The sequence below is a fragment of the Paeniglutamicibacter psychrophenolicus genome (assembly GCF_017876575.1).
GTDB classification, from domain to species: Bacteria; Actinomycetota; Actinomycetes; order Actinomycetales; family Micrococcaceae; genus Paeniglutamicibacter; species Paeniglutamicibacter psychrophenolicus.
In genome coordinates, this window is the sequence record NZ_JAGIOE010000001.1 from 2687152 (window position 1) to 2711701 (window position 24550).

Sequence of the window (24550 nt, forward strand, 5' to 3'; positions counted from 1 at the left end):
CCACGTGTTGCCCAAAATGCCCGGTCTTTCTTGGTAATCTTGGATGTTGAGTCCAGCGGGTTAGACCGCGCCTGAATCCCACAACGAAAGAAGTGCACGGCACGTGTTCAATTCACTCTCCGACCGCCTGACATCCACCTTCAAGAACCTGCGCGGCAAGGGCAGGCTGTCCGAGGCCGAAATCGACGGCACCGTACGTGAGATCCGCCGTGCCCTGCTCGACGCCGACGTAGCCGTTCCGGTGGTCCGCGCCTTCGTGGCCCAGGTCAAGGAACGCGCCCTGGGCGAAGAGGTCTCCGCCTCGCTGAACCCGGGCCAGCAGATCGTCAAGATCGTCAACGAGGAGCTCGTTGCCATCCTCGGCGGGGAGACCCGCCGGCTGAACCTGGCCAAGAACCCGCCGACCGTGATCATGCTCGCGGGCCTGCAGGGCGCCGGCAAGACCACGCTGGCCGGCAAGCTGGCCAAGCACCTCAAGGCCCAGGGCCACACCCCGCTGCTGGTCGCCTGCGACCTCCAGCGCCCCAACGCGGTCAAGCAGCTGCAGGTCAACGGCGAGCGTGCCGGGGTGCCGGTGTACGCACCGCACCCGGGCGTCTCCTCCGAGTTCGAGGCCTCCACCGGCGATCCGGTGGCCGTGGCCCGCGACGGCGTGGCCGAGGCGAAGACCAAGCTCCACGACGTGGTCATCGTCGACACCGCCGGACGCCTGGGCATCGACGCCGAGATGATGCAACAGGCAGCGGACATCCGCGCCGCGGTCAACCCGGACGAGGTCCTGTTCGTCATCGACGCGATGATCGGCCAGGACGCGGTCAACACCGCCCAGGCGTTCAACGACGGCGTCGGGGTCACCGGCGTGGTGCTCACCAAGCTCGACGGCGACGCCCGCGGCGGCGCTGCCCTCTCGGTGGCCTCGGTGACCGGCAAGCCGGTCATGTACGCCTCCACCGGCGAGAACCTGGACGACTTCGAGATCTTCCACCCGGACCGCATGGCTTCGCGGATCCTGGACATGGGCGACATCCTCACGCTGATCGAGCAGGCCGAGCAGAACTGGGACAAGGGCGAAGCCGAGCGGATGGCGAAGAAGTTCGCCGACCGCGAGGACTTCACGCTCGATGACTTCCTGGCCCAGATGGCCCAGATCCGCAAGATGGGATCGATGAAGAAGATCCTGGGCATGATGCCCGGATCGCAGATCTCCCGCCAGCAGCTCGAGCAGTTCGACGAGTCGCAGATGGACCGGATCGAGGCCATCGTCCGCTCGATGACCCCGCACGAGCGCGTGGCCCCGAAGATCATCAACGGCTCGCGCCGCGCCCGCATCGCCAAGGGCTCGGGCGTGCACGTCTCCGAGGTCAACTCGATGCTCGAGCGCTTCGGCGAGGCCCAGAAGATGATGAAGAAGCTGGCCTCGGGAGGTGCCATCCCGGGCATGCCCGGCGGGCGCGGAGGCGCCAAGAAGGGTGCCAAGGGCGGGAAGAAGAAGCCGGCGAAGTTCGGCAACCCGGCCAAGGCCGCCCAGCTTGCCGCGGCCGAGGCCAACAAGGCCAAGGCACCGGCCGGTGCCGCGTTCGGTGCCGGGCCCAAGGACTTCGACCCCGCGGAACTCAACCTGCCCAAGGGGTTTGAGAAGTTCCTTGGCAAGTAGCCCCCACCCCGGGCCGGGAGGCGAGAGCCCGCCGTGGCTGATCGCCTCCATGGCCCTGATCTTCGACGAGCCCACCGGGGGTGACGCACACCGGCGGATCTCCGAGACGCTGCGCGCCAGGCAGAGCATTGCGCTGCTGGCCGAGCCGGTCTCCTGGGGTGAGCTCTGCGTGATCGAGATGGTGCTGGCGGTGAACCCCGAGGGGTTCATCGTCATGGCCGACGAGGCGGGCAACACCAGCTTCGGGCAGCAGATCGAGGGATTTGCCATTGCCCTGAAGCGGGGGACCGGGGCCCGCTGGGCCGACTTCGACGGGGTGGATGCCGAAAGCGGCGAACCCATCGACGACGCAGCGCTCGAGCACCCCACCGGCGGGCGCTCGGTGCTGCTGGGTTCCTTCAAGGGCTCGGAGGTCGCGCTCTTTGCCGGGGCGACCAAGACCGCGTGGCACCACTTTTCCACCGATTCCGGCGACGTGGCGGTGCACGAGGGCTACATGCCCGAGATCATGCTTTCGAAAGCCACCTTCCCGGCCATCATGCTTTCGCGGCTGGGCCCGCGCTTTTCGATGGTCTTCTGGTTCAAGGGCCAAAACCGCAAGCTCCACGGCTACCCCGGCTTCGGCCACGGCTGGTCGGTTGCCGCCGCCCCGGTGCTTCAGACCGCGCCGGGAACCGACGCCGCAGAGGTCGCCGACTTCCTGTCCCGCGAATGGCTGGCCCCGGACCTGGAGTCCATTGCCGAGCTGAAGGAATACGGCATCGGCGAGGAAGTGATCGCCCAACTCAACGAGGCTTTGGGCGGCAGCGGGTCGGTGGACAAGCTGCGCACCGTGCTGAAGATCTTTGGCCGCGATCAATCCCTGGCCGACTACGTCGAGGAAGACACGCTGCCGGAGACCGCAGTGCTGGTGGAGCCCAAGTCCCTGGGCGGCACGATCGCCAGCGGCATGGGCGCCGACGCGCGCGAGGCCACCGGCGTCCGCAAGTTCTTCAACGTGCTCTCCTGGCGCCCCCGCACCCAGGTGATCTGGGGCGTCGTCGAGGCACTGGTTGCCGTGGCGCTGGTGATGCTCACCGACTGGCAGCAGCCGTGGCTGCCGTTCTGGGCGGTGGCGCTTATTGCCGCGTTCTGGGGCATCGATGCGTTGACGAACCTGGTCGTCGGCGGCTGGCGGTTGGCCAAGGCGCTCCAGTCCGCCAGATAGTGTTCCAGAGTCCACGCGCTTGGTGGATGTCCGGGGCTCGCCCGCTTTATTGAATGGGGGGCCGCCTAGCCCGGCGGTTTCATGAAACCGCCGGGCCAACGGCCATTGAAATTGACCAGCTGCGGCAGTGCGCGCAATGTTGGAGGCAATGGAAAATGGCCACCGGCGACAGTGCGTTGAGCGGACGATTGGGGCACCGCGCTGATTGCCTCCGTTGTCCCTGACCTTCGTGGGGTCCCGAGCTGTTCCGGCCTCCTCGCCAAGTTGCCTTTGGCGCACATGCGGTCCGTCGCGGCCAATGAATGGGCAGGGCCGGACCGCGTGTGGTTGGGGTCCTGGTTTGTTTTCTAGACGGCCGCGACCTCGAGACGGTGGTCATCCTCGCTGGTGCGCAGGTTGCCGGAGTTGACCATCAGGCCCATCATGTCGAAAACCACGGTGGCCGCGGCCAGCGAGGTGATGTCCGCGTGGTCGTAGGCCGGGGCGACCTCCACCACGTCGGCGCCGACGATATTGATGCCGTTCAGGCCGCGCAGCAGGCGCAGCAATTCGCGGGAGTGCAGGCCGCCCATTTCGGGGGTGCCGGTGCCCGGGGCGAAGGCCGGGTCCAAGACGTCGATGTCGACCGAAAGGTAGACCGGGGTGTCGCCCAGGCGCTCGCGCACCTTGGCGATGGCCGCCGGCACGCCGATGTCGTCGATGTCGGTGGAGCGGATGATCTGGAAGCCGAACTCGTGGTCCCGCAGGAAGTCGTCCTGGTCGTAGACCGGGCCGCGGATGCCCACGTGCATCGACTTGTCCTCGATCAGCAGGCCCTCCTCGAAGGCCCGGCGGAACATGGTCCCGTGGGTGATCGGCTCGTCGAAGTAGGTGTCCCAGGTGTCCAGGTGGGCATCGAAGTGCAGCAGGGCCACCGGTCCGTGGACCTTGTTGACGGCCCGCAGCATCGGCAGGGCGATGGTGTGGTCCCCACCGACCGCGATGACCCGCTTGTCCTTGGCCATGAGGGGCAGGGCCTGCTCCTCGATCTGTTCCACGGCCTTGGCGATGTCGTACGGTGTGCAGGCCACGTCGCCGGCGTCGACGACCTGGACGGCCTCGACCGGGGTGACATCGAGCTCCACATGGTAGCCCGGGCGTAGCAGGCGGGACGCCTCGCGGACCGCGGCGGGGCCGAAGCGGGCGCCGGGGCGGAAGGACGTGCCGCCGTCGAAGGGAACGCCGAGCACCGCGATGTCGTAGTCCGGGACGGCATCGATCTGCGGGAGTCTGGCGAAGGTGCCCAATCCGGCGAACCGGGGGACCTTGGTGGCTTCGACGGGGCCAATGGGCTGGTGCTTGCTCATACGAGGGTTCCTTCTGCTTTCGTTTCTTCGGTCGTGCCGTTGGTCTTGGTTTTCTTCTTGGTGCTGCCGCTGGAGATGTCCGCCAGCGAGCGGTTGGCGGTCTCCGGGGCCAGGATGAATGTGGCCACGAGTCCGACCAGGGAGATCCCGGCGCCGATCAGCAGGGCACCGGAGGCGCCGAAGCTGATGATGGCCACCGGCATGAGGTAGGTGCTTGCGGCGGAGCCCACGCGGCTGATCGCGGTGCCGAAGCCGACAGCGGTGGCCCGGATCTCGGTGGGGAACAGTTCGTTGGGGTACACGACCTCCAGGAAGCTGGAGGCCCCGGAGGCCAGGGCGAAGATCGCCAGGGCGGTGAACAGCGTCTTGGGGCCAACCCCGGGGACGAAGGCCGGGGCCGCCAGCGCCACCACGATGATGCCGAAGGTCCACAACAGCAGCTTGCGCCGACCGATGCGCTCGACCAGCCACAGGCCCGGGATGCCGCCGATGACAAAGAGCAGGGAGATCAGCAGGGACCCGCCGTAGAGGTTGGCGTCCCCGTCCAGGCCGAAGGAGGAGAGCAGCTCCGGGGCGAAGGTGTAGACCGCGAAGAGCGGGATCACCTGGGCGGTCCAGAAGATGGAGACGAAAAGCGTGCGGCGCCAAAACTTCTTGTTGAAGATGTCGGTGAAGGTTGCCGCGCGCTTGCCGGTGTCTTCGTCCTCACCGAGGGAATCGACGTCGTAGTCGTTGCCGTAGACCTTCTTGATCACGGTGCGGGCCTCGTCGACCCGGCCGCGGGAGAGCAGCCAACGCGGGGACTCCGGGGTGCCCAGGCGGAAGAGCAGGGTGATCACGGCAAAGATCGCGGGGCTGGCAAGCATCCAGCGCCAGGCGTCCGGTCCGAAGCCGCGCATCGCGTAACCGACGGCGAAGGCCGCCGCGGCACCCACGGCCCACACCACGAAGGTGGCCCCGAGCAGGCGGCCGCGGTGCTTGCGGGGGAGGAACTCGGCCAGCAGCGAGGTGGCAATCGGGTAGTCGGCGCCGATGGCCACGCCGAGCAGGAAGCGCCAGATCACCAACTGCCAGATGTCGGTGGAGAAGGCGCTGAGGATGGAGAAGGCGGCCAGGGCGAGCAGGTCCAGGATGTACATGGTGTGGCGGCCGACCTTGTCGGTCACCCATCCGAAGACCCCGCCGCCAAAGAAGATCCCGACCAGGCTGGCTGCGCCGACCATGCCGATTTCCTTGGGGCCGAGGTCCAGCGCCGGGGTCATGGTGATCAGCGCGATCCCGATGATGGACAGCGCGTAGCCGTCGATAAAGGGGCCGCCGGAGGAAAACACGGTCAGCTTCTTGTGGAACCGGGTCAGTGGCGCATCGTCAATGAGGCGAACGGAGGTGCTCATTGCGGGCTCTTTTCTCTCTAGGTGCCCGGGTAGTCCGGGCTGGCTTGTGGTGTGTTTCAATCATTCGTGATCGGCGTCACGGCGACAATCGACAAGTGTCAACTATCGCAGACACGCACTAGACATTTGTATGAGAGTTCACGTTTGATGGACGGGTGCCCGGCGGCAATGCGTTGGACGCCGGAAAGTGGAAGGGGAATGCCCAATGGCCATGACGGTCAAGGAACTGCTGGACGAGCCGCAGCTGGGTCTGCGGCTGCTGGCCGGCGCGGACGGGCTGGGGCATCCGGTCACCTGGTCCCACACCTCGGACCTGCCCCAGCTCTGGGAATGGGTCTCGCCAGGAGTGCTGCTGATGACCAACGGGCTCTCAATCCCCGCCAAGCCCGAGGCACAGGTCCATTTGGCCCGATCACTGGTGGCGGCCGGCGCGGTCGCCTTGGCGGTCGGTGAGAAGATGCATGCCCCGGAGTTCTCCGATCAATTCCTCGCGGCCTGCGATGCACTCCCGCTTCCCTTGGTATCGGTTCCCTACCCGTTGCCCTTCATGGCCATTTCGCGGTCCATTGCCGAAGCGAGCCTGCTCGAGGAATCACGGCGGATCAAGCAAACCGCCCGCATCTACGACCTGCTGCGCAAGGCGACGACGCCGGGGGAGACCTGGAGCCAGCTGCTGACGGGGATCGGCAAGGAAATCCGCGCGCGGCTCTACGTGGTGGATGACCGCTGCCAACATCCCTGGCAACCCGGCGACGCAGCCCTGCCCGAGGACGTATTGGTGCGGGTGCGGAAGGTCACCTCAGAATCCACTGCGGAGACCCGGCACTTTCTGTGGACCGCTGATGGCGGGGAATCCATGTTGATCATGGAAATTCCGACCCATCCGCATGCACTGCTGGTCATCTTGCCCGAAGACCGAATGCAGCCGGACGGGGTGGTCTTGTTGCACTCGGCCACCGTACTGGGGCTGGGTCTTTCGCGTTCGGCCCTGGCAATGGAAAGCCGCTACCGCTCCGGCGGCGAATTCCTGCTGCAGTCCTTCGAAGGACGCATCGGGGCCGCGGAGGCCGCCCGCCGCCTCGAGGATTTCGGGTTTCCGGCCGGCGACCTGCGTCTGCTTTCGGTCCCGGCCCAGGCGGAGGTCGGTTTGCCCCAGGTCCACAGCACGCTGTGGCGCCACGGCATCAACAGCGTCTGCGTGGTGGGCGAGGACAAATTGCATCTGATGGTCTCCGAATATTGCCCGGAGGACCAGCTACTGCATGTCTTTGATCCCTCGCTGCCCATCGGAATGAGTAGGCCCGTGGGCATCGAAGCGATCGCGCGCGGGTTGCGCGAATCCCTGTGGGCGCTGGGTCAGGCGACCGCCCGGGGCGTGCGGTTGGTCGGATACTCGGAGGATGCTCCGTGGTTCGGGCTGGGCGGCCATCGCGATGGCGCGGAGCTGGTGCAGCGGCTGCTGGGTCCGGTGATTGAGCATGACCGGCTCAATGGAACGGATTTCATGGCCACGTTGCGCAGTTACCTGGACAACCAGCGTTCGGCCCAGAAGGTCGCCGCGCTGCTTTTTGTCCACCGGCAAACCATCATTTACCGCATCCGCAAGATCAGCGAACTCACCGGCCTTGATATGGCCGAAACTTCCGCGGTCGCCCAGCTGTGGCTGGCGTTCCAGGTGCACGAGGCCATGGGCCCGGGGGAGCGTGTACCGCGCGGGTGAAACTCCGCCATGTTTTCTCGCCCAATATCGGTGGCTACCGGGAGCCGTGGGTTTATCCGAAGTTGTCAACGTGTTGGGCACGGGCTGCGGTGTCGATGCGGACCTTGCGCAGCGGGTCGATCAGGTTCCAGGCGAGCACGCCGGCGGTGATCACGATGACCGTCACGTTCAGGTGCAATGCCGCATCCGCCCAGCCGTGCCCAACCAACTCGGTGACAAAACGGGGTTCCAGCAGCGTGTTGGTGGCTGCAAGCCAGATCAGCGGCACGGCCACCACCAGTTCCAGGACGGTGCTGATCGCCACGAAGCGCCACGACCAGCCGGCGGCCCGATAGCGGGAGATCTCCAGCACTGCAGTGGCCAGCAGCCCGGCCATCAGCAACGGGATCCACACGGGCCAAAGCTCCGCGCTGAGCGTCGGGATGGATTCCCCGTCCGCACCCGTGAAGGGAGAGCTGAAGTGTTGCCACGGCAGGTAGAGAACTCCGACGAGTGCCACGAGGACCGCTGCCAGCGTGTCTCCCAGGCGAACCCCGCCCGGAGGCGTGTCAGGAAGCGTTGACGGGTCCCATTTGGCGCGTATCTGCTTGGAATCGGGACTGCGCTCGATAATCGCAAAGATGATGGTGGTCCAGAAGAAGATGTGCATGGCGACACCGATCGCCGCGATGATGCCGCCGCTGAGGATTTCGCACGCGTCGCCGCCGGAGAGGAATTTGCGCAGCATCACCGCGACGCCGATGACCGGCAGCACCGTGGCGGCCAGGATCTAGAGCAGGCGGATGTAGGCGGGGAAGTGGTCGGGGCCGATCAGGTGCAACGGCTTGTTCGAATAACCGGCTGCCAGGCGCATCGGATCGTGGATGCTCGCGGCAGCGTCAAGATCCATATGTCCGAGAGGAGCGCGGCCCTGTCGTGAGCTGATGAAAAGACCCGGCCCTGTCTATTCGTGGAGGGGTCGAGCTGGCACCCCACCGCCGATTGTGAGTCATGGGGATGAAAAGGAGATTTCTTCCGACAGTTGAGGCGGTTGGCAATGCGGTCCGCGAGGGGCGCGGGGAGCTGGGCTGGACCCAGGCACAACTGGCCACTCGCGCTGGTGTCGGCCGACGTTTTGTCGTCGAATTGGAATCCGGCCATATGCGAGCCGAGCTCGGGAAGGACTTGGCTGTCTTGGAAGCCCTGGACATCCACGCGGTTGCGCTGCCGTCCGTCAAGACGGACAAGCGCCTTGAAGATGTCGATCCGGCTGAGGTGATGAAGCGGTTTGAATGAACTCCAGGTAATTGTGGACGCCGGCGCAGATCAAGCCAGACTGTCGATGATCTCGAAATGTGTACACAAGTTGAGGCAGCCGATTCCGGCTGGCTTCAAATAGGGGCAACCAGATGCTCGGTGGCGCAAACAACGTCACTCCGGCGGCGGGCAGTGGACGTGTGGTGTTGGTGGATTCCTTCAGGCCGCGTGATTCGCATGCGGCCGCGAGGGAGGCGATCGATGACCTGCCGATTGAACGCGCCTAACACATCCGGCTCATCTCCCGGGATGGATTTGCCTCGCACGAGGCCTCGGCGATCATGGGTAGCAATCTGCCTACCGATGGTTCTCGGCTGTCGGCGACGTGATGCCGAATCGGAGGATTGCCAAATGGGCTGCGGATGATCGTGGTTCGGCATGATGAAGGCTCAGCCCGGTATGGCCGTGCCTTGCCCCGGGGTGCCAAGTGCCAGCGCCGCGGCGTCGCCCGGCAGCTTGCGCAGCGAATCCACCACGTCCCAGAGGACAACTCCGGCGGTCACCACGATGATGGTGGCGTTGAGCTGGAGGTCTGCGTTGGCCCATCCCGCATCAACGAGTCGCTGCACGAACGCGGGTTCCAACAGGGACCCGGCCGCGGCCAGCCAGATCACCGGAACGGCAAAGAGCAGGTTCAGTGCCGCGTTTACGGAAACGAACTTCACGGACCAGCCACCGGCACGGTAGCGCAGGATTTCCAGCACGGCCATCGCCAGCATCGCGGCCAGCAGCACCGGAATCCAGGATTGCCACAATCCCGGGTCCAGGGTCGGAATCGGAGAGCCGTCCAAGGACGTGAAGGGCGAGCGGAAATGCTGCCACGGCAGGTATGCGGCAACGCCCAGGGCAAGCAGCACCGAGACCACGGTGTCGCCCAAACGTGCCCGGCCGGTGGGGGAATCCGGCAGCATCGAGGGGTCCCACTTGGGGTGCATGGCCTTGGACCCGGGGCTGCGCTCGATGATCGCGAAAACGACGGTGACCCAGAAGGCCAGCTGCATCGCCAGCTGCAGCAGGGTCGTCACCGCCGCTGCGGCGACCTGCCCGGCGTCGGCGCCGGTGAGCAGCTTGGCCACGATCACTGCGAGCGTGGCGATCGGCAGCACCGTGGCGGCCAGGACCTTGAGCAGGCGGACGTAGGTGGGGAAGTGGTCGGGGCCGATCAGGTGCAGCGGCCTGTTGGAGTAGTCCGCGGCCAGGCGCATCGGGTCCCCGAGCTCGAGCAGCGCCGAACGTTCTGCTTCCTCCGGGGTGGCGCCGCCGTCGAGCTTCGCTTCGCTCAGGTCAGCGATGGCGGCGGCGACTTCGGCCTCGACATCGCTTCGCTGGGAATCGGGGACGGCGCGGGAGACCGCGGTGATGTAGCGGCTGGTGAGGGTGCTCATGGCAACTCCTTGAGGGCTTTCCTTGGGTCGGTGGTGCGCAGGTTGTTGAGGGATCCGGCCAACGCGTTCCATTCGGATTCGAGCCGCTTGAGCAGTGCCCGTCCGCTGTCGCTGGTGCGGTACATCTTGCGAGGACGGGATTCGGTGGTGTCCCACTCGGCTTCGAGCAGCCCCTGCTTTTCCAGACGGCGCAGCAGAGGGTAGAGGGTGTTGGCATCCACGCTAAGGCCGGATTGTTCCAGCACCGCCAGCAGTCCGTAGCCGTAGCCGGGGGTTTCCAGCGTTGCCAGCGCGGCCATTACAACGGTGCCGCGGCGCAGCTCCTGCTGGTGTCCGGCCAGCACGTCCTCATCAATCATGCTTCACACGATACTGTGTCATACGCACTATTGTAAATGGAAAGGAGGGGTGTCCTTTTGTCCCTGCCATCTGGGGTGCCCCGGGTTCTTGCCTGCTTGAAGGCGGAAGGTTTGGTGGCACGCGAGTGGTGCCGCCGCGGCGCGGTCAGCGATGCTGTTCTTGGTTTCGCGTGTGTGGTTGCGCCTTCGGTCTCAGCAGGAACATGGCGATCACGGAGCCGATTGCCGCTGCGCCCCCATGCAGGTCCCCGCCCACCAGCAACACGGCTGAAGCGGCCAACCCGACCACCGAGGCCATCCTTGCCGTGCGGTGCGTGCCGATCCAGGCGCGCACCAGCAGGGAAGCGGCAAGCCCGAAGACCACCACCGAGTTCCCGGCCCCGACCGGTTGGACCAGGAATCCCCACAGCTGGGCGCCGATTCCCGTGCCCAGGGCAATGACCAGCCAGCGGCGGGTTCCCCATGCGTGCTCTGCCATCGAGCCGATCCACGCCAGGGCGGCAAGATTGGTGATCGCCGCGGGCCATCCGCCGTCCTGCACGACCAATGCCGTGACGATGCGCCAGGGTTGCGCCGCCGCGGCGCCGGCCCCCTGCCGTTCCAGTGCTTCCAGCAGGCCCGGTGCCATCGTCAGCTGAAGCAACGACGGAATCCCGATGACAAGCAGCGCCGCGACCGTGGCCACCGGCCTGAAACGGGACCCCTGGGTCCGCGGTGGCCCGAATTGCCACGCGGCCGAGGCGGCGCACAGCACCGCCACGTAGCAGCCGATCGCCAGCGCCATGTTCATGCTTCGATAATGCCCGCATCGTGGGCGTAGGGGTTGACCGCGTGGTGGTGGAACGGGGCGAACCAGTGGGTGACATCCAGGTGCGCGAGCCGCAAGTGGCCAAGCCCCGAATCGCCGGCGATCCCGTCCATTTCCGGTTGATAGAGGAACTCGTGGTCAAGGTCCTCAAACATCAAATCCTCGAGCATGGGACGCCAGCCATCGGGCAACTCGAGCTCGGGATACATGTCCTGAAGCATCTCCACGCCGTCGAACACCAGGCGCAGCGCGAGCTCCTGGGCCACGCAGCTGGGGGAGGAGAAGCCCGTGAGCAGACTGGTTCCCAGATCCATGGTGACAGCCAGGAAGCGCTGGGCAAAGTGCGGGGTGTAGTGCATCCGGTAGAGCTCGGGCAACTCGGCCAGGCACGCGGTGTCCTCGACGCCGACGACGCCGGTGCGCAGCATCGTGATGTCCTCAAGGAGCTGATCAACAAGAACCTCGTAGGACCACAACAGTGCACCTGCGAGCATCGGGTCCTGCTCGAAATCCTCCGCGTCGGGGTCGCCGTCCTCGAACTCCTGGGCGTATTCCTCCAGGGCCAGGATGCGCACCTTCTCGCCCAGCAGCGCGAACCGCTCGATCGTCGAGATCCCAGGGGATCGTTCCGCCTGTTTTTCCTGGTTTCCCGTCGTGGTGGGAGGTTCATCGAGTTCGAATGCCTCGGGCGAGTCCTCGGAGACCGAGAATCGGGATTCAGTGATCTTGATTCCCGGGACACCGGCGGCCAGGCGTTCGGGATCCAGGGCCATGGACAGCGCCGAAGTGTGCCCGTGGCGCAGTTCGCCGAGCTCGTCTTGCAGCATGTCCGGGTCATCGGCGTAGTCCGCGCGCATCAATGCCTCGGCGTGGGCCTTCAGGGCAGCCTTGTCGACGACCTTCACGACGAGTTCGATGCTGACAGTATGCTTTTCGCTTTTCGCCATGCCACGAGCGTATCCGCGGGCGGGCCGGATCGGCCATGGTCGGCGGGGCCCAATCCGCTTCTTTTTGGTGGTGAAGTGATTTACGAAACCAAAGGTTGTAGCTTCAAGTAAATCGTGCCATACTTGAATCAAGAACAAGCTGCCACCTCATTCCAAGGAGTCACCACCATGGGCAAGAGCACCCAGGATCAACTTTCCGCCGAACTGGCCATGGGCACCGTCATGCTCAAGGTTGGGGACATGGCCAAGATGGCCAACTACTACCAGAAGGCCCTGGGCCTCGAGATCGTTTCCGAGGGACCGGCCGGAACCGGATTGGGCCGCCGCGGACTCGAGCTCGTCCACCTGGCCGACGGCAAGGGACTGAACCTGCCGAGCCGCGGCGAGGCCGGTCTCTTCCACACCGCGCTGCTCTTCGACACCCAGTCGGACCTGGCCGCCACCGTGCTCTCAGCCGCACAGTTCGACGGCTCGCTGTTCACCGGCAGCTCCGACCACCTGGTCTCCGAGGCCTTCTACTTCAACGACCCCGAGGGCAACGGCATCGAGCTCTACTGGGACCGCCCGCGCGATGCCTGGACCTGGAGCGGGGACACCGTGGCCATGGACAGCATTTACCTGAACCCCAACGACTACCTCAACAAGCACGTCAACGAATCGGCCGTCTCCGGGCTGGCGCAGGCCAACGCCGGCATCGGCCACGTCCACCTGCAGGTCGGCGACGTCTCGACCGCCGAGAAGTTCTACGTCGACACCCTGGGGTTCGCCAAGACCACCGATTTCCACGGCCAGGCGCTGTTCGTCTCCGCCGGCGGCTACCACCACCATATGGCCATGAACGTGTGGAACTCCCGCGGCGCAGGTCCGCGCAAGGACACCCTGGGCCTGGGCGAGGTCGTCATCACCGTGCCCAACGCCGACGAGGTCGGCGCGCTGGCCGAGCGACTCAAGGCCGCCGGGATCTCCAGCCACCACACCGGGGCGGAGCTGCGCTTCGAGGATCCGTGGCGCAACCAGCTGCGCGTGGCGGTGGCGTAGTCTGTTGCCTTTGTCTTCAGTGGCCCGTGGTCGCCGAACCTTGTTGTGAGGTAGCTGCTCAGGGCGAAGTCGGGTCCATTGGAACGCTGAACGTGGGGAACTTTGCGACATTTTGGGGGGTGGGAGTGGGTTTGGGTGGGTCTGGGGTACGCTCAAACTGACGATTACGTGTAAAATCTGCATAAAGCACACTTTTGATGCAGCAAATGCCCCAAGAAAGACTGAGCCGTGTTCTTGACGTTCCGTGTAAAAAACTTCCGGTCGATTCGAGATGTCGTCGAGTTGGATTTTCGCCGTACGAAACCCCTTGAGTTTGACGATCGTTCGGTCGATGACAAGTGGGATTCGTCGATCAACACGGTTACTGCGATCTATGGAGCAAACGCTTCGGGAAAGACTTCCGTTTTGGAAGCCTTGGGCTTTTTCCTGGGCTTCATCGAAGCCTCGCAAGAAGGGAAGCCTGGGGCAAGCATAGATCGCGACCCGTTCCTTTTGGACGATCATTCAAGAATGGATCCCACCGAATATGAGCTTGAGTTCGTCATGGGGGGAGTGCGGCATCAGTATGGATTCCAGGTTTCCGATTCTGCCGTTGAATCGGAATGGCTATTCGTCTATAACAGTGCGAAGCCGACCGTCTACTTTGACCGCGACAGTTCGCAGGCCGAGCCATATCAGTTTGGGCGTGCTCTGAAGGGGCAAAACCAAATCATCTCGACACTGACGCGGTCCAATGCCCTTTTCCTATCGTGTGCGGCACAAAACGCACACGTAATGCTGACGGAGATCTATAAGTATTTGGTGGATGCTGTTTCTATCTATACTTCTTCGGGGTACGAGGCAGCACATAAGGAGCTGACGGCACGCTTGCACGAGAATACTCAGCTGCGTGAACGTGTGTTGGCAGTCCTGCGGGCCAGCGATACCGGTATTAGCGGCATAAGCATTGATGTCCGGGAAATGAACGTAGAAGAGCGATCCCGCATCGTCGAGTCGATACTGTCGTCGGGTGCTGCTGCTACAGCCGATGAAGCAGATGGTTTTATCGACCGCTTTCTTGAAGATGAGAAATACCAGATCCACTTTCAACACCAAGGTGCGGACGGGAATTATCCTTTAAAGTTATCTGCGGAATCGACGGGTACTCGGGCGTTGCTATCGCACGCTGACGCTGTTTTTCGAGCAATAGACCGGGGTGGCGTTTGCGTGTTTGACGAAATAGACACCAGCCTTCACCCGATGCTCGTGTCAGAACTTGTCCGGATATTCCAGTCCCCGGAGACGAATCCGCTGCAGGCTCAATTGATCTTCACAACGCACGAAGACTCTCTGCTCGATGCAGGGAGTTTGGGCGAACGGGTTCTTGATCGCGAGCAAGTTTGGGTCACGGACAAAGATTCTGAAGGAGTGACGCGCCTCACGCCGCTGAGTGCTTTTAGGCCGCGAGCCGATGAAAATCTGCGTCGTGGATATCGAGGTGGAAGATTCGGTGGGTTGCCGCAAATTCGTGAGCAGCAGATAACCCGGAGCGGTGTCGGCAACTAATGGCGGCTAGAAATTTCGGGAAGACTCAGAGCGGCCGATTCCGACGAGGCGGCTCGCGGCCGCAATACAAGCGTGTCTTGATTGTCACCGAGGGTCAGATTACTGAACCAGAGTACTTTGACTATGTGCGTAGCACTTTGGGCCACGCACTTAAGCTGGTTTGCTAGCCGGTGGGACGCGACCCGCTGGCTGTGGTCCAAAAGGCGGCGCAGCTTCGCGACGCTGAGTCGCGAAGAAGTTCGGATCCATTCGATGAAGTCTGGGCCGTCGTTGACGTGGACACACACGCCAATCTTCCTGATGCCAGGAGATTGGCCCGAAGGGAAGGCATAGAGCTTGGTGTTTGCAATCCTTGCTTTGAGGTATGGCTGCTGATGCACCTTCAACCGGTTTTTGCTGCGACGTCCGGCAAAAATGTTTCTGCAAAATGGCAGAAGCTATCGAACTCGCAGTTGAAGCACGTAAATGTTCAAGCGCTTGCAGGAAAGTTTGAAACCGCGCAATCGAATGCACTCGGTAACAGGAGCCAACGAGTGCGGCAGCAGTTGGATGAGAATGACAATCCGTCAACAAACCTGGACCTTTTAGTCGGGATGCTCCTGAGATCCGCACGGCAGTCAGCGGCCAATCCCGAGCTCAAACTGTAAAAAGATCGATCGCCGGCATATCCGAACACGAGCAGAAACGCGAGCGAAGAGCAGCGGTTCGATGACCCGTGGCGCAGCCAGCTGCGCGTTGCCATCGGCTGCCAGGCCCCTCCGCTTCGTAAGCGACTTCGCTCCAGCGATGGTCCCGCCACTACTACCTCGAGGAACAGGTGCCCGGGTCGATCCGGTTGTACCAGGATATGGACCTTTCTTCATGGTGTTCCGAGCGGGCGCCATCTGGATTGAACGGTCGCAGAGCGGCGTAAGGACTGTAATGTTGCTGTGGTTCGGTATGCCGGAAGCGTTGGCGCCTGCTGTCCTTTCCCATTCGCGGTTATGGTCTTGCCAGCAAACACCAATGAAACCACCGGGTTCGGTGGCTAGGGTCGTACGATGCATTTACGCCTGAGCGAACTACGTCCGCACCTGATCTCGAACCGGATCTTCCTGATGGGTCCCGGGGCCAAGACCATCGAGGCGACCGGGGCCAGCTATGGCGAGGACAGCCTGATCAAATTCGCCCCGGACCTGCGACTGGAACCCTACGCCACGTATTGGGCGGGAAGCGGCCGGCACCTGCTGAGCATGGGGTCCTTCTCCTACACCCATTCCCGGCTGCCGCTCTCTACGCGGGTGGGGCGCTACACCTCCATCGCCAAGGGCGTGAAGGTCATGGGAGCCATGCACCCGCACGAATGGGCTTCCACCAGCCCGGTCTTCTACAACCGCCGGCTCATGATGGAAACCTTCGAGAGCGACAGGGGAGAGGCACCCGCCTATCGGAAATTCGACTACACCCCGGAGCCCGTGGTGGTCGGAAACGACGTGTGGATCGGCGAAGACGTCACCCTGGGCCACGGCGTGCACATCGGCGACGGGGCAGTGGTTGCCTCCAACTCGGTGGTCACCCGCGATGTGCCTCCCTACGCTGTGGTCGGCGGGGTGCCCGCAAAGACCATTCGGCACCGCTTCGACGAGGGCACCGTGAGTGAACTGCGGCGCAGCGCCTGGTGGAACTATTCGCCCACCGCGTTGAACCAGCTTGACGTCAGGGATCCGGGAGAATTCGCCCGCGGCGCCATCGGCCTCATCGAAGCCGGGGCCATCGAGCCCTACCGCCCTGCGGTCCTCACGGGCCGCGATCTGGCTGCGGCTGTCGCCGGAGTCGGCAGCAACACGGCCTGAGGCAACCGGGAGCGCGTTGTCCCTGCGGCAAGCCACCTTGCCGGTGTCGAGACGGCGTCGAATAGCCCCTGCAGCAATCGGCACCATCGCTCCGGAGACCATCCGGTGCTACGGCTTCGTCCGGGCGGTGCCGTTCGGTGCCTCAAGGACCAAGTGCCCGACCTCGGTCCGGTTTCCCCTGCCGGTGCGCACCGCGGTGGCACCGCTGCCGTGGGCCACGACCTTGCCGCCTACCGACAGCGCGTCCACCGGTCCCTCCAGATCCACCGTGGCCACGCCGTCGCCGGTGGTGACGATGTCCCCGCCCACGCTCACGGTTCCGATGTGGCCCGAGGGCTTCACGCTCAACGCGATCGCCGACAGCGGCATCAACACTCCCTTGACCAGGGACTCACCGGTGCCGCCGGAGGTGGACAGATTGCCGGTGATGGTGAGTTTCGGCAGCTCGCGGCTGACCTGCACGCCCACCGATCCGTCGCCGGTGGTGGTGATGGATTCAAAACCGGCCTCGTTCAGCGATCCGTCATAGACATTGAAGCCTCGGGCCCCGAGCCCGGTGGTCATGATCGGCGCCTGGATCGACAGCACATCGATGTCGCCGAAGTTCACGAATCCGATGCCGCTGGGTCCGTGCGAGGTGACAGCGGCCTTGGCAGTCCAGTTCTTGACCCGGCCCCAGTTGTCCAGGACCATGTCGTTTTGCCCGTACGTGGTGGTGGTGCCCAGGTTCAGGACCCGTTCGGCGCGGGCGCCGCTGATGATGAACACGCCGCCCGAGATCAGGTCCGGGGTGCCCGGTGCGATCCCGCCGTCCGAGAAGACGTCTCCGGTGCTGAGCAGCTCCAGCTCGACCGTTCCGCCATCTGCCGTGCCCGCGGTGTCCCCGTGGCCACCGACAAAGACTCCGCCGCCGCGCACCGGGGAAGCAGCGGAACCTACTGAGATGTTTTCCAGCCTGGCCGACAGCGTGACGGCGGGATCGGGCTGCCGGTTCCACAGGGTGAAGGCGCCCTGCATGGCTTCGACACCGAAGCCGGTGGGCCGGGCGCTGCGGCCCCTGGTGTCCGCGGCCGCCACGTGGACCCCGTCGGCCTCCACCCGGCCTGCGCGGATGCTGCCCTCCGCGCCGAGGTAAACCTGCCCGTGGGTGGTGACGTTGCGCAGGCGCAGCGTGCCGAGGTCAGTCACGGTGGGGTCGTTGTAGATCGCCAGCTCATGCTCGGAGGTGCGCACGGTGAGGTCCGAGACGGTGTTGTCGCTGGTCAGTTTCAGGCCCTTGGCGCCGAAGACCAGCTCGCCGCCGCGCAGGGCGACCCCGGGCGGCAGGGTGATCGACGGCATGCCCCGCAGCGTCCCGGTGATCTCTATGTCGTTGGCGCCGGAGGCCAAGGCCTCGTTGAATTGGGCAACGCTTGCCACCTTCGTGGGGGACATCGTGGCCACCTTTCGTTTCGGAACGGATCATTGGTTCTGCGGCACCCGGGTGGACGCCCCGCTTGCATCGTACGCCGATGGCCGTGACCAAGGAATCAGTCGTGGGCATGGGGATATTCCCCTTTGGGAGTGAAATCACCGGGTTGCCAACAAGCCTGTTGTCCACAGCATGTCGTCCGCACTCGTCGTGGTTGGTGGCTTGAACCTACGGTGGATGGATGAAGAGCAATAAGCACGGGCGGCGGAGGGACGCGCGTATACGGGCTGGAATCGGGAAGGCACCCAAGGACCCATCGATTGTGCCTCCCCGGTCGACTGGGCTGGTGGAAACGCAGGTTGCGCCCCTGCAAGCGGACACGCGCATGGCACGGTGGAGTCGCTGGTTCTGCATCCGTCACATGAGTGCCGAGCGGCGATCCACGGTGCTGGCGTGGTTGTTGGTGGGGATTGTCGGGGTGCTGGTCGTTCTCGGGCTCGTTGTATTCGGCCGCACGCTGATTGACGCCGGGAAACGGTTTATCATCGAGCCGATTGCTAGTTGGGTGCTTTCGATCCCCGCGCATTTGGTGACTCCGTTGGTGGCGGCAGGTGCTTCGCTGATCGCTTTTCTGGCTCTGCGGCAGAAGCGTGCAGCCGACGCCAGGACCGAATGGTGGAAGCGAACGCAGTATGGGCTGGACCAGTTGGCGTCCGAGAACGACTTGTTGGTCATGGTGGGGACAGGCATGCTGCGACATCTCAGGGATGAGCACGAACGACAAAGATGGTTCCGTGCGAGGATCGTCGATGCCAGCGATCTGAAGCTTTTCAACAAGGTAGCCAAGCCATTGCTGAGACAACCGGCAATCACACGTAGCATGGACACTACGAGAGAGGCCAACGAAAATGACGAAGAATCATGAGGCTGAACAGCCACACAGATATCTGAGCCCCGAGACCATTAGTGAACTGCAGCAGCTCGTGGATGACGTCAACGAGTCTCTCGAACGCGACCGGAACCGATTGTCGCAAAGAATACTTCGCGTGCTTTTTCCAAGCCGCAACAACAGGTAGGTCGTGTTCGTTTCCCGGCCGGCCCGTCTACGAACAGTCCACGACCGTGACGGCAATGAGTGGCTCATGCAGGTCGCACCTCCGGTTGCCGGTTCACTCAAATGCGGGTGGGTCCTCCGGCTGCAGCGGCTTGACCGCAGCAGGCACGATCCCGATCGTTGCCGACTGCGGGCCGACCATGTGCCCGTCGGCATGGATGTTCAACGGCTTGCTGGCGCTGGGGGTGATCTCGCTTCCGCGGCTGAAGGAAACTTTGGGCTGGCGCAGGTGGGTGCCCCGAAAGGAACCTAGGAACGCCAGTGCCACCCCAGGGCTCACGCCTTGCCTGGGGCCACCACGTCCGGCGGACGGTCACCGGCTATCGCCTCCGAGTAGAAACGCAGCCCCCACTGTATAGCCCGACGTTTCCCCCGGCGATAAGCCACCCGGATACCGTGCAGCGGGTTCCGTCCACCTCGAGAGTGAAGGTGATGTTGCGCCAGTCGAGAAAGGACTTGGGGCCACCGCGGAGGCAAGCGAAAGGGGCGAGGTTGACCCGCGCGCTGCTGACGTACGCGTTGGCCAAGCCGCCGAAACCCACGTTGGCGCCCCCCGGTGGGGCTGCCGTTGACCAGCCTGGGTCCACCCCACACACCACCGGCCTGGACAGGTCCGGGTCTAGTGGGAGTCGAGAAGGCGGTGCTTGAGCTCCTTGATGCGTGAGTGGATTTCATCGCGGAGAAGTTCCATGCGCTCCCGGCCTTCGATCCCGCGCAGGGACGGCTCGTCGGTCGCCCAGACCTCGATCTGGACGCCGTCAACGGCCGGAACGTTGGCCTCGGTGCCCAGGACCACCACGTGCCCGGCGGCCCGCATGCTCTCCTCGGTCAACGCCTTGGGCTTTTCGTTGTGGATGTCGACGCCGATCTCCAGCAGGACCTCGGCCGAGAGGGCGTTGATGGCCGTTCCGGGCCTGGTGCCGGCCGAGGTGGCGGTGATGTCGTCGCCGGCCTCGAGTTTCATGAGGCCCGCGGCCATCTGGGATTTTCCGCCGTTCTTGACGCACACGAACAGGACGGAGGGGCGCCCGGGCTTCGAGGTTGCGGGGCTCATCGGCTGGCCTTCGGGCTGAGCGTTGCCGCCAGCGAATCCAGCGCGCCGGGGACCAGCGAGTAGTACGCCCAGACGCCGCGCTTTTCGCGGTTCAGCAGCCCGGCCTCCACCATGATCTTCAGGTGGTGGGAAACCGTGGGCTGGCCCAGGTTCAGCGGCTCTGACAGGTCGCAGACACAGGTCTCGGCGTCCGGGGACGAGGAGACGATCGACAGGATGCGCAGCCGGTTGGGGTCGGCGAGCGCCTTGAAGCGCGCCGCGAGGGCCTCGGCCTCGCCGGCCAGCAAGGACTCCTGCCCGTGGGAGGGGACGCAGCACGGGGCTTCCGATTCCTGTACGGGAACCTCGGGGGAATCCTGACGCATGGGGGTGGCAACCGGTGTGGGCATGTGCCTTGCCTCGCTTTCCTGGGCTCCCGGACGGGAGATTGACAATCGTCGATATATGCAACGATACTCGATACATCGACACTCGTCGATGCCTAGCTTTTTTGGAGTGAACCCGACGTGACGACCAACGCCCCGCCTGCCGAAACCCGGCACCTGAGCGCCAAGCTCTCCACCCTGGACCGCTACCTGGCCGTCTGGATCCTGGCGGCCATGGCCCTCGGCTTGGTGTTGGGTCGGCTGATACCCGGACTCGGGGCTGCGCTGGACTCCATCCAGGTCGCCGGCATCTCCCTGCCCATCGCCCTCGGGCTGCTGGTGATGATGTACCCGGTGCTCGCCAAGGTCCGCTACAACGAGACCGGCGCCGTGCTGGGCGACAAGAAACTCATGGTCACCTCGCTGGTGATCAACTGGGTCCTGGCCCCGGCCTTCATGTTCGTGCTGGCCTGGATCTTCCTGGCCGACCTGCCCGAATACCGCACCGGGTTGATCATCGTCGGGCTGGCGCGCTGCATCGCGATGGTCTTCATCTGGAACGACCTGGCCTGCGGTGACCGCGAGGCAGCCGCCGTGCTGGTCGCCATCAACTCCGTCTTCCAGGTCCTCGCCTTCGGCGCCCTGGGCTGGTTCTACCTGCAGCTTCTTCCGTCGTGGCTCGGGCTGCCCACGACAAGCGCCGAATTCTCGATTCTCACCATCACGCTCTCGGTCCTGGTGTTCCTGGGCATCCCGCTCGTGGCCGGATACCTCACCCGCACCCTCGGCGAAAAGGCCAAGGGCCGGGAATGGTACGAAAACAGGTTCCTGCCCAGGATCGGCCCCTGGGCGCTCTATGGCCTGCTGTTCACCATCGTGCTGCTCTTCGCCCTGCAGGGGGACAACATCATCGCCAAGCCCCTGGACGTCGCGCGCATCGCGTTGCCGCTGCTGGTCTACTTCCTGGTGGTCTTCGGCGCCTCCATGCTCATCGGCCGCGCCCTGCGCATGGGCTATGCCCGCACCACCACCCTGGCGTTCACCGCGGCAAGCAACAACTTCGAACTGGCCATCGCCGTGGCCATCGCGACCTTCGGGGTCACCAGCGGCCAGGCCCTGGCCGGGGTCGTCGGCCCGCTGATCGAGGTGCCGCTGCTGGTTGCCCTGGTCTACGTCGCGCTCTGGTCCCGCAAGTTCTTCCCCTCCCTCAACCCCGCAAAGGTCCAAGCATGAACACCGCCACCAAGCCCTCCGTCCTGTTCGTCTGCGTCCACAACGCCGGACGCTCCCAAATGGCCGCGGCCCTTCTGGCCAACCTCTCGGCCGGGCAGATCGAGGTGCGCTCCGCCGGCTCCGCCCCGGCCGACACCGTGAACCCTGCCGCCGTCGCGGCCATGGCAGAGGTGGGCATCGACATGTCCACGCAGGTCCCCAAGATCCTCACCCCCGAGGCCGTCAAGGAATCGGACGTGGTCATCACCATGGGCTGCGGCGACACCTGCCCGATCTTCCCGGGCAAGCGCTACGAGGACTGGGTGCTTGAGGATCCCGCGGGCCAGGGAGTGGAGGCGGTGCGCCCGATCCGCGACGAGATCCGCTCCCGGATCGAGACCCTGATCTCCGAACTGCTGCCCGCCACCAAGTAGCAACCCCTTGATCCACAGGACCGGAAGACCATGAACCAGAGACACCCGATCATTGTCATCGGCGCCGGACCCATCGGACTGGCCGCCGCGGCACACCTTCTCGAACGCGGCCAGGACGTCCGCGTCCTCGAGGCCGGGGCCAGCGCCGGAGCCGCAATGCAGGCCTGGGGCCACATCAAGCTCTTCTCCACCTGACAGTACAACATCGACGCCGCTGCCCGCCGGCTGCTGGAAACACCCACCGGGGCCTACTCCGGTGGCTGGGAAGCACCTCGCGACACCCGCCTCCCAACGGGTTCCGAGATGGTGACCCAGTACCTTCAGCCGCTGGCGGCCCACCCGGCACTGGCCCCGCACATCAGCTACGGGCACCGCGTCACCGGCGTGAGCCGCGTCCAGCCCGGCGGCAACGGCGTGGACAAGACCCGGTCGCAGGACCGGGCGGAGTCCACCTTCCTGCTGCGCACCGCGACCGCCCGGGGACTTGAAGACATCGAGGCACGGGCCGTCATCGACGCCTCGGGCACCTGGGGGACCCCCAACCCGGTGGGCCGCAGCGGCTTCGAGGCCATCGGCGAGGCGGACGCCAGGGCCATGGGCATCGTCACCTCCCCGCTGCCGGATCCGCTGGGAGCCGGCCGCGAACACTTTGCCGGAAAGACCGTCCTGGTCCTCGGTGCCGGGCACTCGGCGGCCAACACCCTGATCAGCCTGGGCCGGCTGCGCCAGCACCACCCCGACACCCGCATCCTGTGGGGCCTGCGCGGGGCGGCCAACCCGATCCGCCTGTACGGGGGAGGACCGGCGGACCAGCTGCCGGCGCGCGGACAGCTGGGCACCTCGCTGCGCCGCTTCGTGGAGAACGGCGACATCACCATCGTCGAAAACGTCGCCGTCACCACCTTGGAACTCGGGGAGAAACTCGGCGTGGTTCTCGCCGATGGCCGTCGGCTGGAGACGGACCTGCTGGTCCCGGCCACCGGCTTCCGCCCCGACCTGGCAATGCTCTCGGAGCTGCGCCTGGACATGGACCAGGCCGTGGAGGCACCGCGTCAGCTCGGCCCGCTCATCGATCCGGAATTCCACAGCTGCGGCACGGTCAGTGCCCACGGCGAGTCCGTGCTTGCCCACCCGGAGACCGACTTCTATATCGTGGGCATGAAAAGCTACGGACGGGCCCCGACGTTCCTCATGGCCACCGGCTACGAGCAGGTCCGCTCCATCGCCGCATCCCTGGCGGGGGACCGCGCGGCGGCCGAGAACGTGGAACTGGAGTTGCCGGAAACCGGAGTGTGTTCCACCGACCTGGGCGGTTCCTGCGACCTTCCGGCGGCCGGCGTTCCCGAGCCCTTGGCCGGGTCCTGCTGCGGCACCCCCGAACCGGTGGAAATCGGCTTCGCCACCGGCACCCAGCACGGCCACACCGAGCTGCTGGTCGGGCAGTAAAGCCGGGTTCGCCCGCGTCCGGGCCCGGGAGGGGAATGGCGGGTTGCTCGGCGGTGTCCTTGCCAAGTCGCACCCCGCCTACATAGCGTGGGAAGCAGTGCGGCGTTGCGCCGCGCGCCCTTGCACGGTGAAAGGAAGATCCCCATGGGAACCATCAGCGTAGGAACCGAGAACAGCACGCCGATCGAACTGCACTTCGAGGACCACGGCAGCGGCCAGCCGGTGGTGCTGATCCACGGCTATCCGCTGGATGGCTCCTCGTGGGAGAAGCAGACAGCTGCCCTGCTGGAAGCCGGCTACCGCGTCATCACCTACGACCGCCGCGGCTTCGGCAAGAGCTCCAAGCCCACCGTGGGCTACGACTACGACACCTTCGCCGCGGACCTGCACGCCGTGATGGAAGCCATCGACGTGTACGACGCGGTGCTGGTGGGCTTCTCCATGGGCACCGGGGAGGTGGCCCGCTACCTGTCGAACCACGGCTCGGCGCGCGTGGCCAAGGCGGTGTTCCTCGGTTCCCTGGAACCGTTCCTGCTGCAGACCGCGGACAACCCCGAGGGCCTGCCCGCCTCGACCTTCGAACCCCTGCTCGAGGCCGTGAAGGCCGACCGCTACGCATTTTTCACCGAGTTCTTCAAGAACTTCTTCAACACCGACCAGTTCCTGGGCAACCGGCTCAGCCCGGAGGCACTGGAGGCCAACAAGCATGTGGCCTATGCGGCCTCGGCCTTTGCCTCGGTCGCCGCCCAACCGACCTGGCTGACCGACTTCCGCCAGGACGTGGCCGGCATCAAGGTGCCGACCCTGATCGTGCACGGCACCGCGGACCGGATCCTGCCGATCGAACACACCGCACGCCGCTTCGCCAAGGCCCTTCCCGCGGCGCAGTTCCACGAAATCGAGGGAGCCCCGCACGGCCTGCTCTGGACCCACGCCGAGGAGGTCAACGGGATCCTGCTGGCCTTCCTGAAGGGCTAGGGAAC

Annotated in this window: 23 protein-coding genes and 1 pseudogene; 13 read left to right on the forward strand and 11 right to left on the reverse strand. The window is 64.8% G+C overall.

The genetic code is table 11. From position 1 onward, the window contains the following. The first annotated feature begins 103 nt into the window (after positions 1 to 103). Both ffh and JOF46_RS12155 read left to right on the forward strand, forming a co-directional pair. Positions 104 to 1654, forward strand: a complete 1551-nt coding sequence (gene ffh, locus JOF46_RS12150) for a signal recognition particle protein (protein WP_209907523.1) — start codon at positions 104 to 106, stop codon at positions 1652 to 1654. Continuing rightward, positions 1644 to 2861, forward strand: coding sequence for a hypothetical protein (locus JOF46_RS12155; RefSeq protein WP_209907524.1), 1218 nt, complete (start codon positions 1644 to 1646; stop codon positions 2859 to 2861). Before ffh ends, JOF46_RS12155 begins: the two co-directional genes overlap by 11 nt. 347 nt (positions 2862 to 3208) lie before the next feature. Here the strand turns inward: JOF46_RS12155 and speB are convergent, their stop codons facing one another. Both speB and JOF46_RS12165 read right to left on the reverse strand, forming a co-directional pair. Continuing rightward, entirely contained in the window at positions 3209 to 4207 is a 999-nt protein-coding gene (gene speB, locus JOF46_RS12160; protein WP_209907525.1) for an agmatinase, read from the reverse strand. Continuing rightward, positions 4204 to 5601 (reverse strand): MFS transporter, encoded by a 1398-nt coding sequence (locus tag JOF46_RS12165; RefSeq protein ID WP_209907526.1) that lies wholly within the window; start codon positions 5599 to 5601, stop codon positions 4204 to 4206. Before JOF46_RS12165 ends, speB begins: the two co-directional genes overlap by 4 nt. 205 nt (positions 5602 to 5806) lie before the next feature. Between JOF46_RS12165 and JOF46_RS12170 the strand changes: the two genes are divergently transcribed. Continuing rightward, on the forward strand, positions 5807 to 7321 hold the full coding sequence (locus tag JOF46_RS12170; RefSeq protein ID WP_209907527.1) for a PucR family transcriptional regulator: 1515 nt from the start codon (positions 5807 to 5809) through the stop codon (positions 7319 to 7321). Between the two features lie 52 nt (positions 7322 to 7373). Here JOF46_RS12170 and JOF46_RS12175 read toward each other — a convergent pair whose 3' ends face one another. Next, positions 7374 to 8075: a hypothetical protein gene (locus tag JOF46_RS12175; protein WP_209907528.1), complete on the reverse strand. Its 702-nt coding sequence runs from the start codon at positions 8073 to 8075 to the stop codon at positions 7374 to 7376. 236 nt (positions 8076 to 8311) lie between these two features. On the opposite strand from JOF46_RS12175, the gene JOF46_RS12180 reads away from it, so the two are divergent. Beyond that, complete coding sequence (locus JOF46_RS12180; protein WP_209907529.1) at positions 8312 to 8596, forward strand: helix-turn-helix domain-containing protein; 285 nt, start codon at positions 8312 to 8314, stop codon at positions 8594 to 8596. Positions 8597 to 9006: 410 nt separating this feature from the next. Here JOF46_RS12180 and JOF46_RS12185 read toward each other — a convergent pair whose 3' ends face one another. The 4 genes from JOF46_RS12185 to JOF46_RS12200 all read right to left on the reverse strand — a co-directional run bounded on the left by JOF46_RS12185 (position 9007) and on the right by JOF46_RS12200 (position 12116). After that, entirely contained in the window at positions 9007 to 10002 is a 996-nt protein-coding gene (locus tag JOF46_RS12185; protein WP_209907530.1) for a permease prefix domain 1-containing protein, read from the reverse strand. Further along, positions 9999 to 10361, reverse strand: a complete 363-nt coding sequence (locus JOF46_RS12190; RefSeq protein WP_209907531.1) for a PadR family transcriptional regulator — start codon at positions 10359 to 10361, stop codon at positions 9999 to 10001. Before JOF46_RS12190 ends, JOF46_RS12185 begins: the two co-directional genes overlap by 4 nt. 145 nt (positions 10362 to 10506) lie before the next feature. Continuing rightward, positions 10507 to 11151, reverse strand: a complete 645-nt coding sequence (locus JOF46_RS12195) for a rhomboid family intramembrane serine protease (protein WP_209907532.1) — start codon at positions 11149 to 11151, stop codon at positions 10507 to 10509. Beyond that, positions 11148 to 12116 carry a hypothetical protein gene (locus JOF46_RS12200; protein WP_209907533.1) on the reverse strand — a complete coding sequence of 323 codons (969 nt, stop codon included), beginning with the start codon at positions 12114 to 12116 and terminating at the stop codon, positions 11148 to 11150. Before JOF46_RS12200 ends, JOF46_RS12195 begins: the two co-directional genes overlap by 4 nt. Positions 12117 to 12284: 168 nt before the next feature. On the opposite strand from JOF46_RS12200, the gene JOF46_RS12205 reads away from it, so the two are divergent. The 4 genes from JOF46_RS12205 to JOF46_RS12220 all read left to right on the forward strand — a co-directional run bounded on the left by JOF46_RS12205 (position 12285) and on the right by JOF46_RS12220 (position 16531). Beyond that, positions 12285 to 13154 (forward strand): VOC family protein, encoded by an 870-nt coding sequence (locus JOF46_RS12205; protein ID WP_209907534.1) that lies wholly within the window; start codon positions 12285 to 12287, stop codon positions 13152 to 13154. A 228-nt stretch (positions 13155 to 13382) separates the two neighbouring features. Then, positions 13383 to 14699, forward strand: coding sequence for an AAA family ATPase (locus JOF46_RS12210; RefSeq protein ID WP_209907535.1), 1317 nt, complete (start codon positions 13383 to 13385; stop codon positions 14697 to 14699). Between the two features lie 170 nt (positions 14700 to 14869). Next, complete coding sequence (locus tag JOF46_RS12215) at positions 14870 to 15346, forward strand: RloB family protein (RefSeq protein WP_209907536.1); 477 nt, start codon at positions 14870 to 14872, stop codon at positions 15344 to 15346. Between the two features lie 393 nt (positions 15347 to 15739). Continuing rightward, positions 15740 to 16531 (forward strand): CatB-related O-acetyltransferase, encoded by a 792-nt coding sequence (locus JOF46_RS12220; protein ID WP_209907537.1) that lies wholly within the window; start codon positions 15740 to 15742, stop codon positions 16529 to 16531. 108 nt (positions 16532 to 16639) lie between these two features. Here the strand turns inward: JOF46_RS12220 and JOF46_RS12225 are convergent, their stop codons facing one another. Further along, positions 16640 to 17965 (reverse strand): hypothetical protein, encoded by a 1326-nt coding sequence (locus tag JOF46_RS12225; protein WP_209907538.1) that lies wholly within the window; start codon positions 17963 to 17965, stop codon positions 16640 to 16642. Between the two features lie 323 nt (positions 17966 to 18288). Here JOF46_RS12225 and JOF46_RS12230 point away from each other — a divergent pair, with 323 nt between their 5' ends. After that, the gene (locus JOF46_RS12230; protein ID WP_209907539.1) at positions 18289 to 18867 is read left to right on the forward strand and encodes a hypothetical protein; all 579 of its coding nucleotides are present in this window, start codon (positions 18289 to 18291) and stop codon (positions 18865 to 18867) included. A 244-nt stretch (positions 18868 to 19111) separates the two neighbouring features. Here JOF46_RS12230 and JOF46_RS12235 read toward each other — a convergent pair whose 3' ends face one another. From JOF46_RS12235 to JOF46_RS12245, 3 genes are all read right to left on the reverse strand, one after another. Next, a complete protein-coding gene (locus tag JOF46_RS12235; RefSeq protein ID WP_209907540.1) occupies positions 19112 to 19324 on the reverse strand; it encodes a hypothetical protein in 213 nt (70 codons plus the stop codon). A gap of 351 nt (positions 19325 to 19675) precedes the next feature. Then, the gene (locus tag JOF46_RS12240) at positions 19676 to 20110 is read right to left on the reverse strand and encodes an arsenate-mycothiol transferase ArsC (RefSeq protein ID WP_209907541.1); all 435 of its coding nucleotides are present in this window, start codon (positions 20108 to 20110) and stop codon (positions 19676 to 19678) included. Next, positions 20107 to 20475, reverse strand: coding sequence for an ArsR/SmtB family transcription factor (locus JOF46_RS12245; protein ID WP_245348508.1), 369 nt, complete (start codon positions 20473 to 20475; stop codon positions 20107 to 20109). The genes JOF46_RS12240 and JOF46_RS12245 overlap by 4 nt, the downstream gene beginning before the upstream one ends. 141 nt (positions 20476 to 20616) lie before the next feature. On the opposite strand from JOF46_RS12245, the gene arsB reads away from it, so the two are divergent. The 4 genes and pseudogenes from arsB (at position 20617) to JOF46_RS12265 (ending at position 24545) form a co-directional block, all read left to right on the forward strand. Then, positions 20617 to 21708 carry an ACR3 family arsenite efflux transporter gene (arsB, locus tag JOF46_RS12250; RefSeq protein ID WP_209907543.1) on the forward strand — a complete coding sequence of 364 codons (1092 nt, stop codon included), beginning with the start codon at positions 20617 to 20619 and terminating at the stop codon, positions 21706 to 21708. Continuing rightward, the gene (locus JOF46_RS12255) at positions 21705 to 22121 is read left to right on the forward strand and encodes an arsenate reductase ArsC (protein ID WP_209907544.1); all 417 of its coding nucleotides are present in this window, start codon (positions 21705 to 21707) and stop codon (positions 22119 to 22121) included. The genes arsB and JOF46_RS12255 overlap by 4 nt, the downstream gene beginning before the upstream one ends. A gap of 30 nt (positions 22122 to 22151) precedes the next feature. After that, positions 22152 to 23567 (forward strand): annotated as a pseudogene (locus tag JOF46_RS12260) (FAD-dependent oxidoreductase). Between the two features lie 144 nt (positions 23568 to 23711). Further along, positions 23712 to 24545, forward strand: coding sequence for an alpha/beta fold hydrolase (locus JOF46_RS12265; RefSeq protein WP_209907545.1), 834 nt, complete (start codon positions 23712 to 23714; stop codon positions 24543 to 24545). The last annotated feature ends 5 nt before the right edge of the window (positions 24546 to 24550 follow it).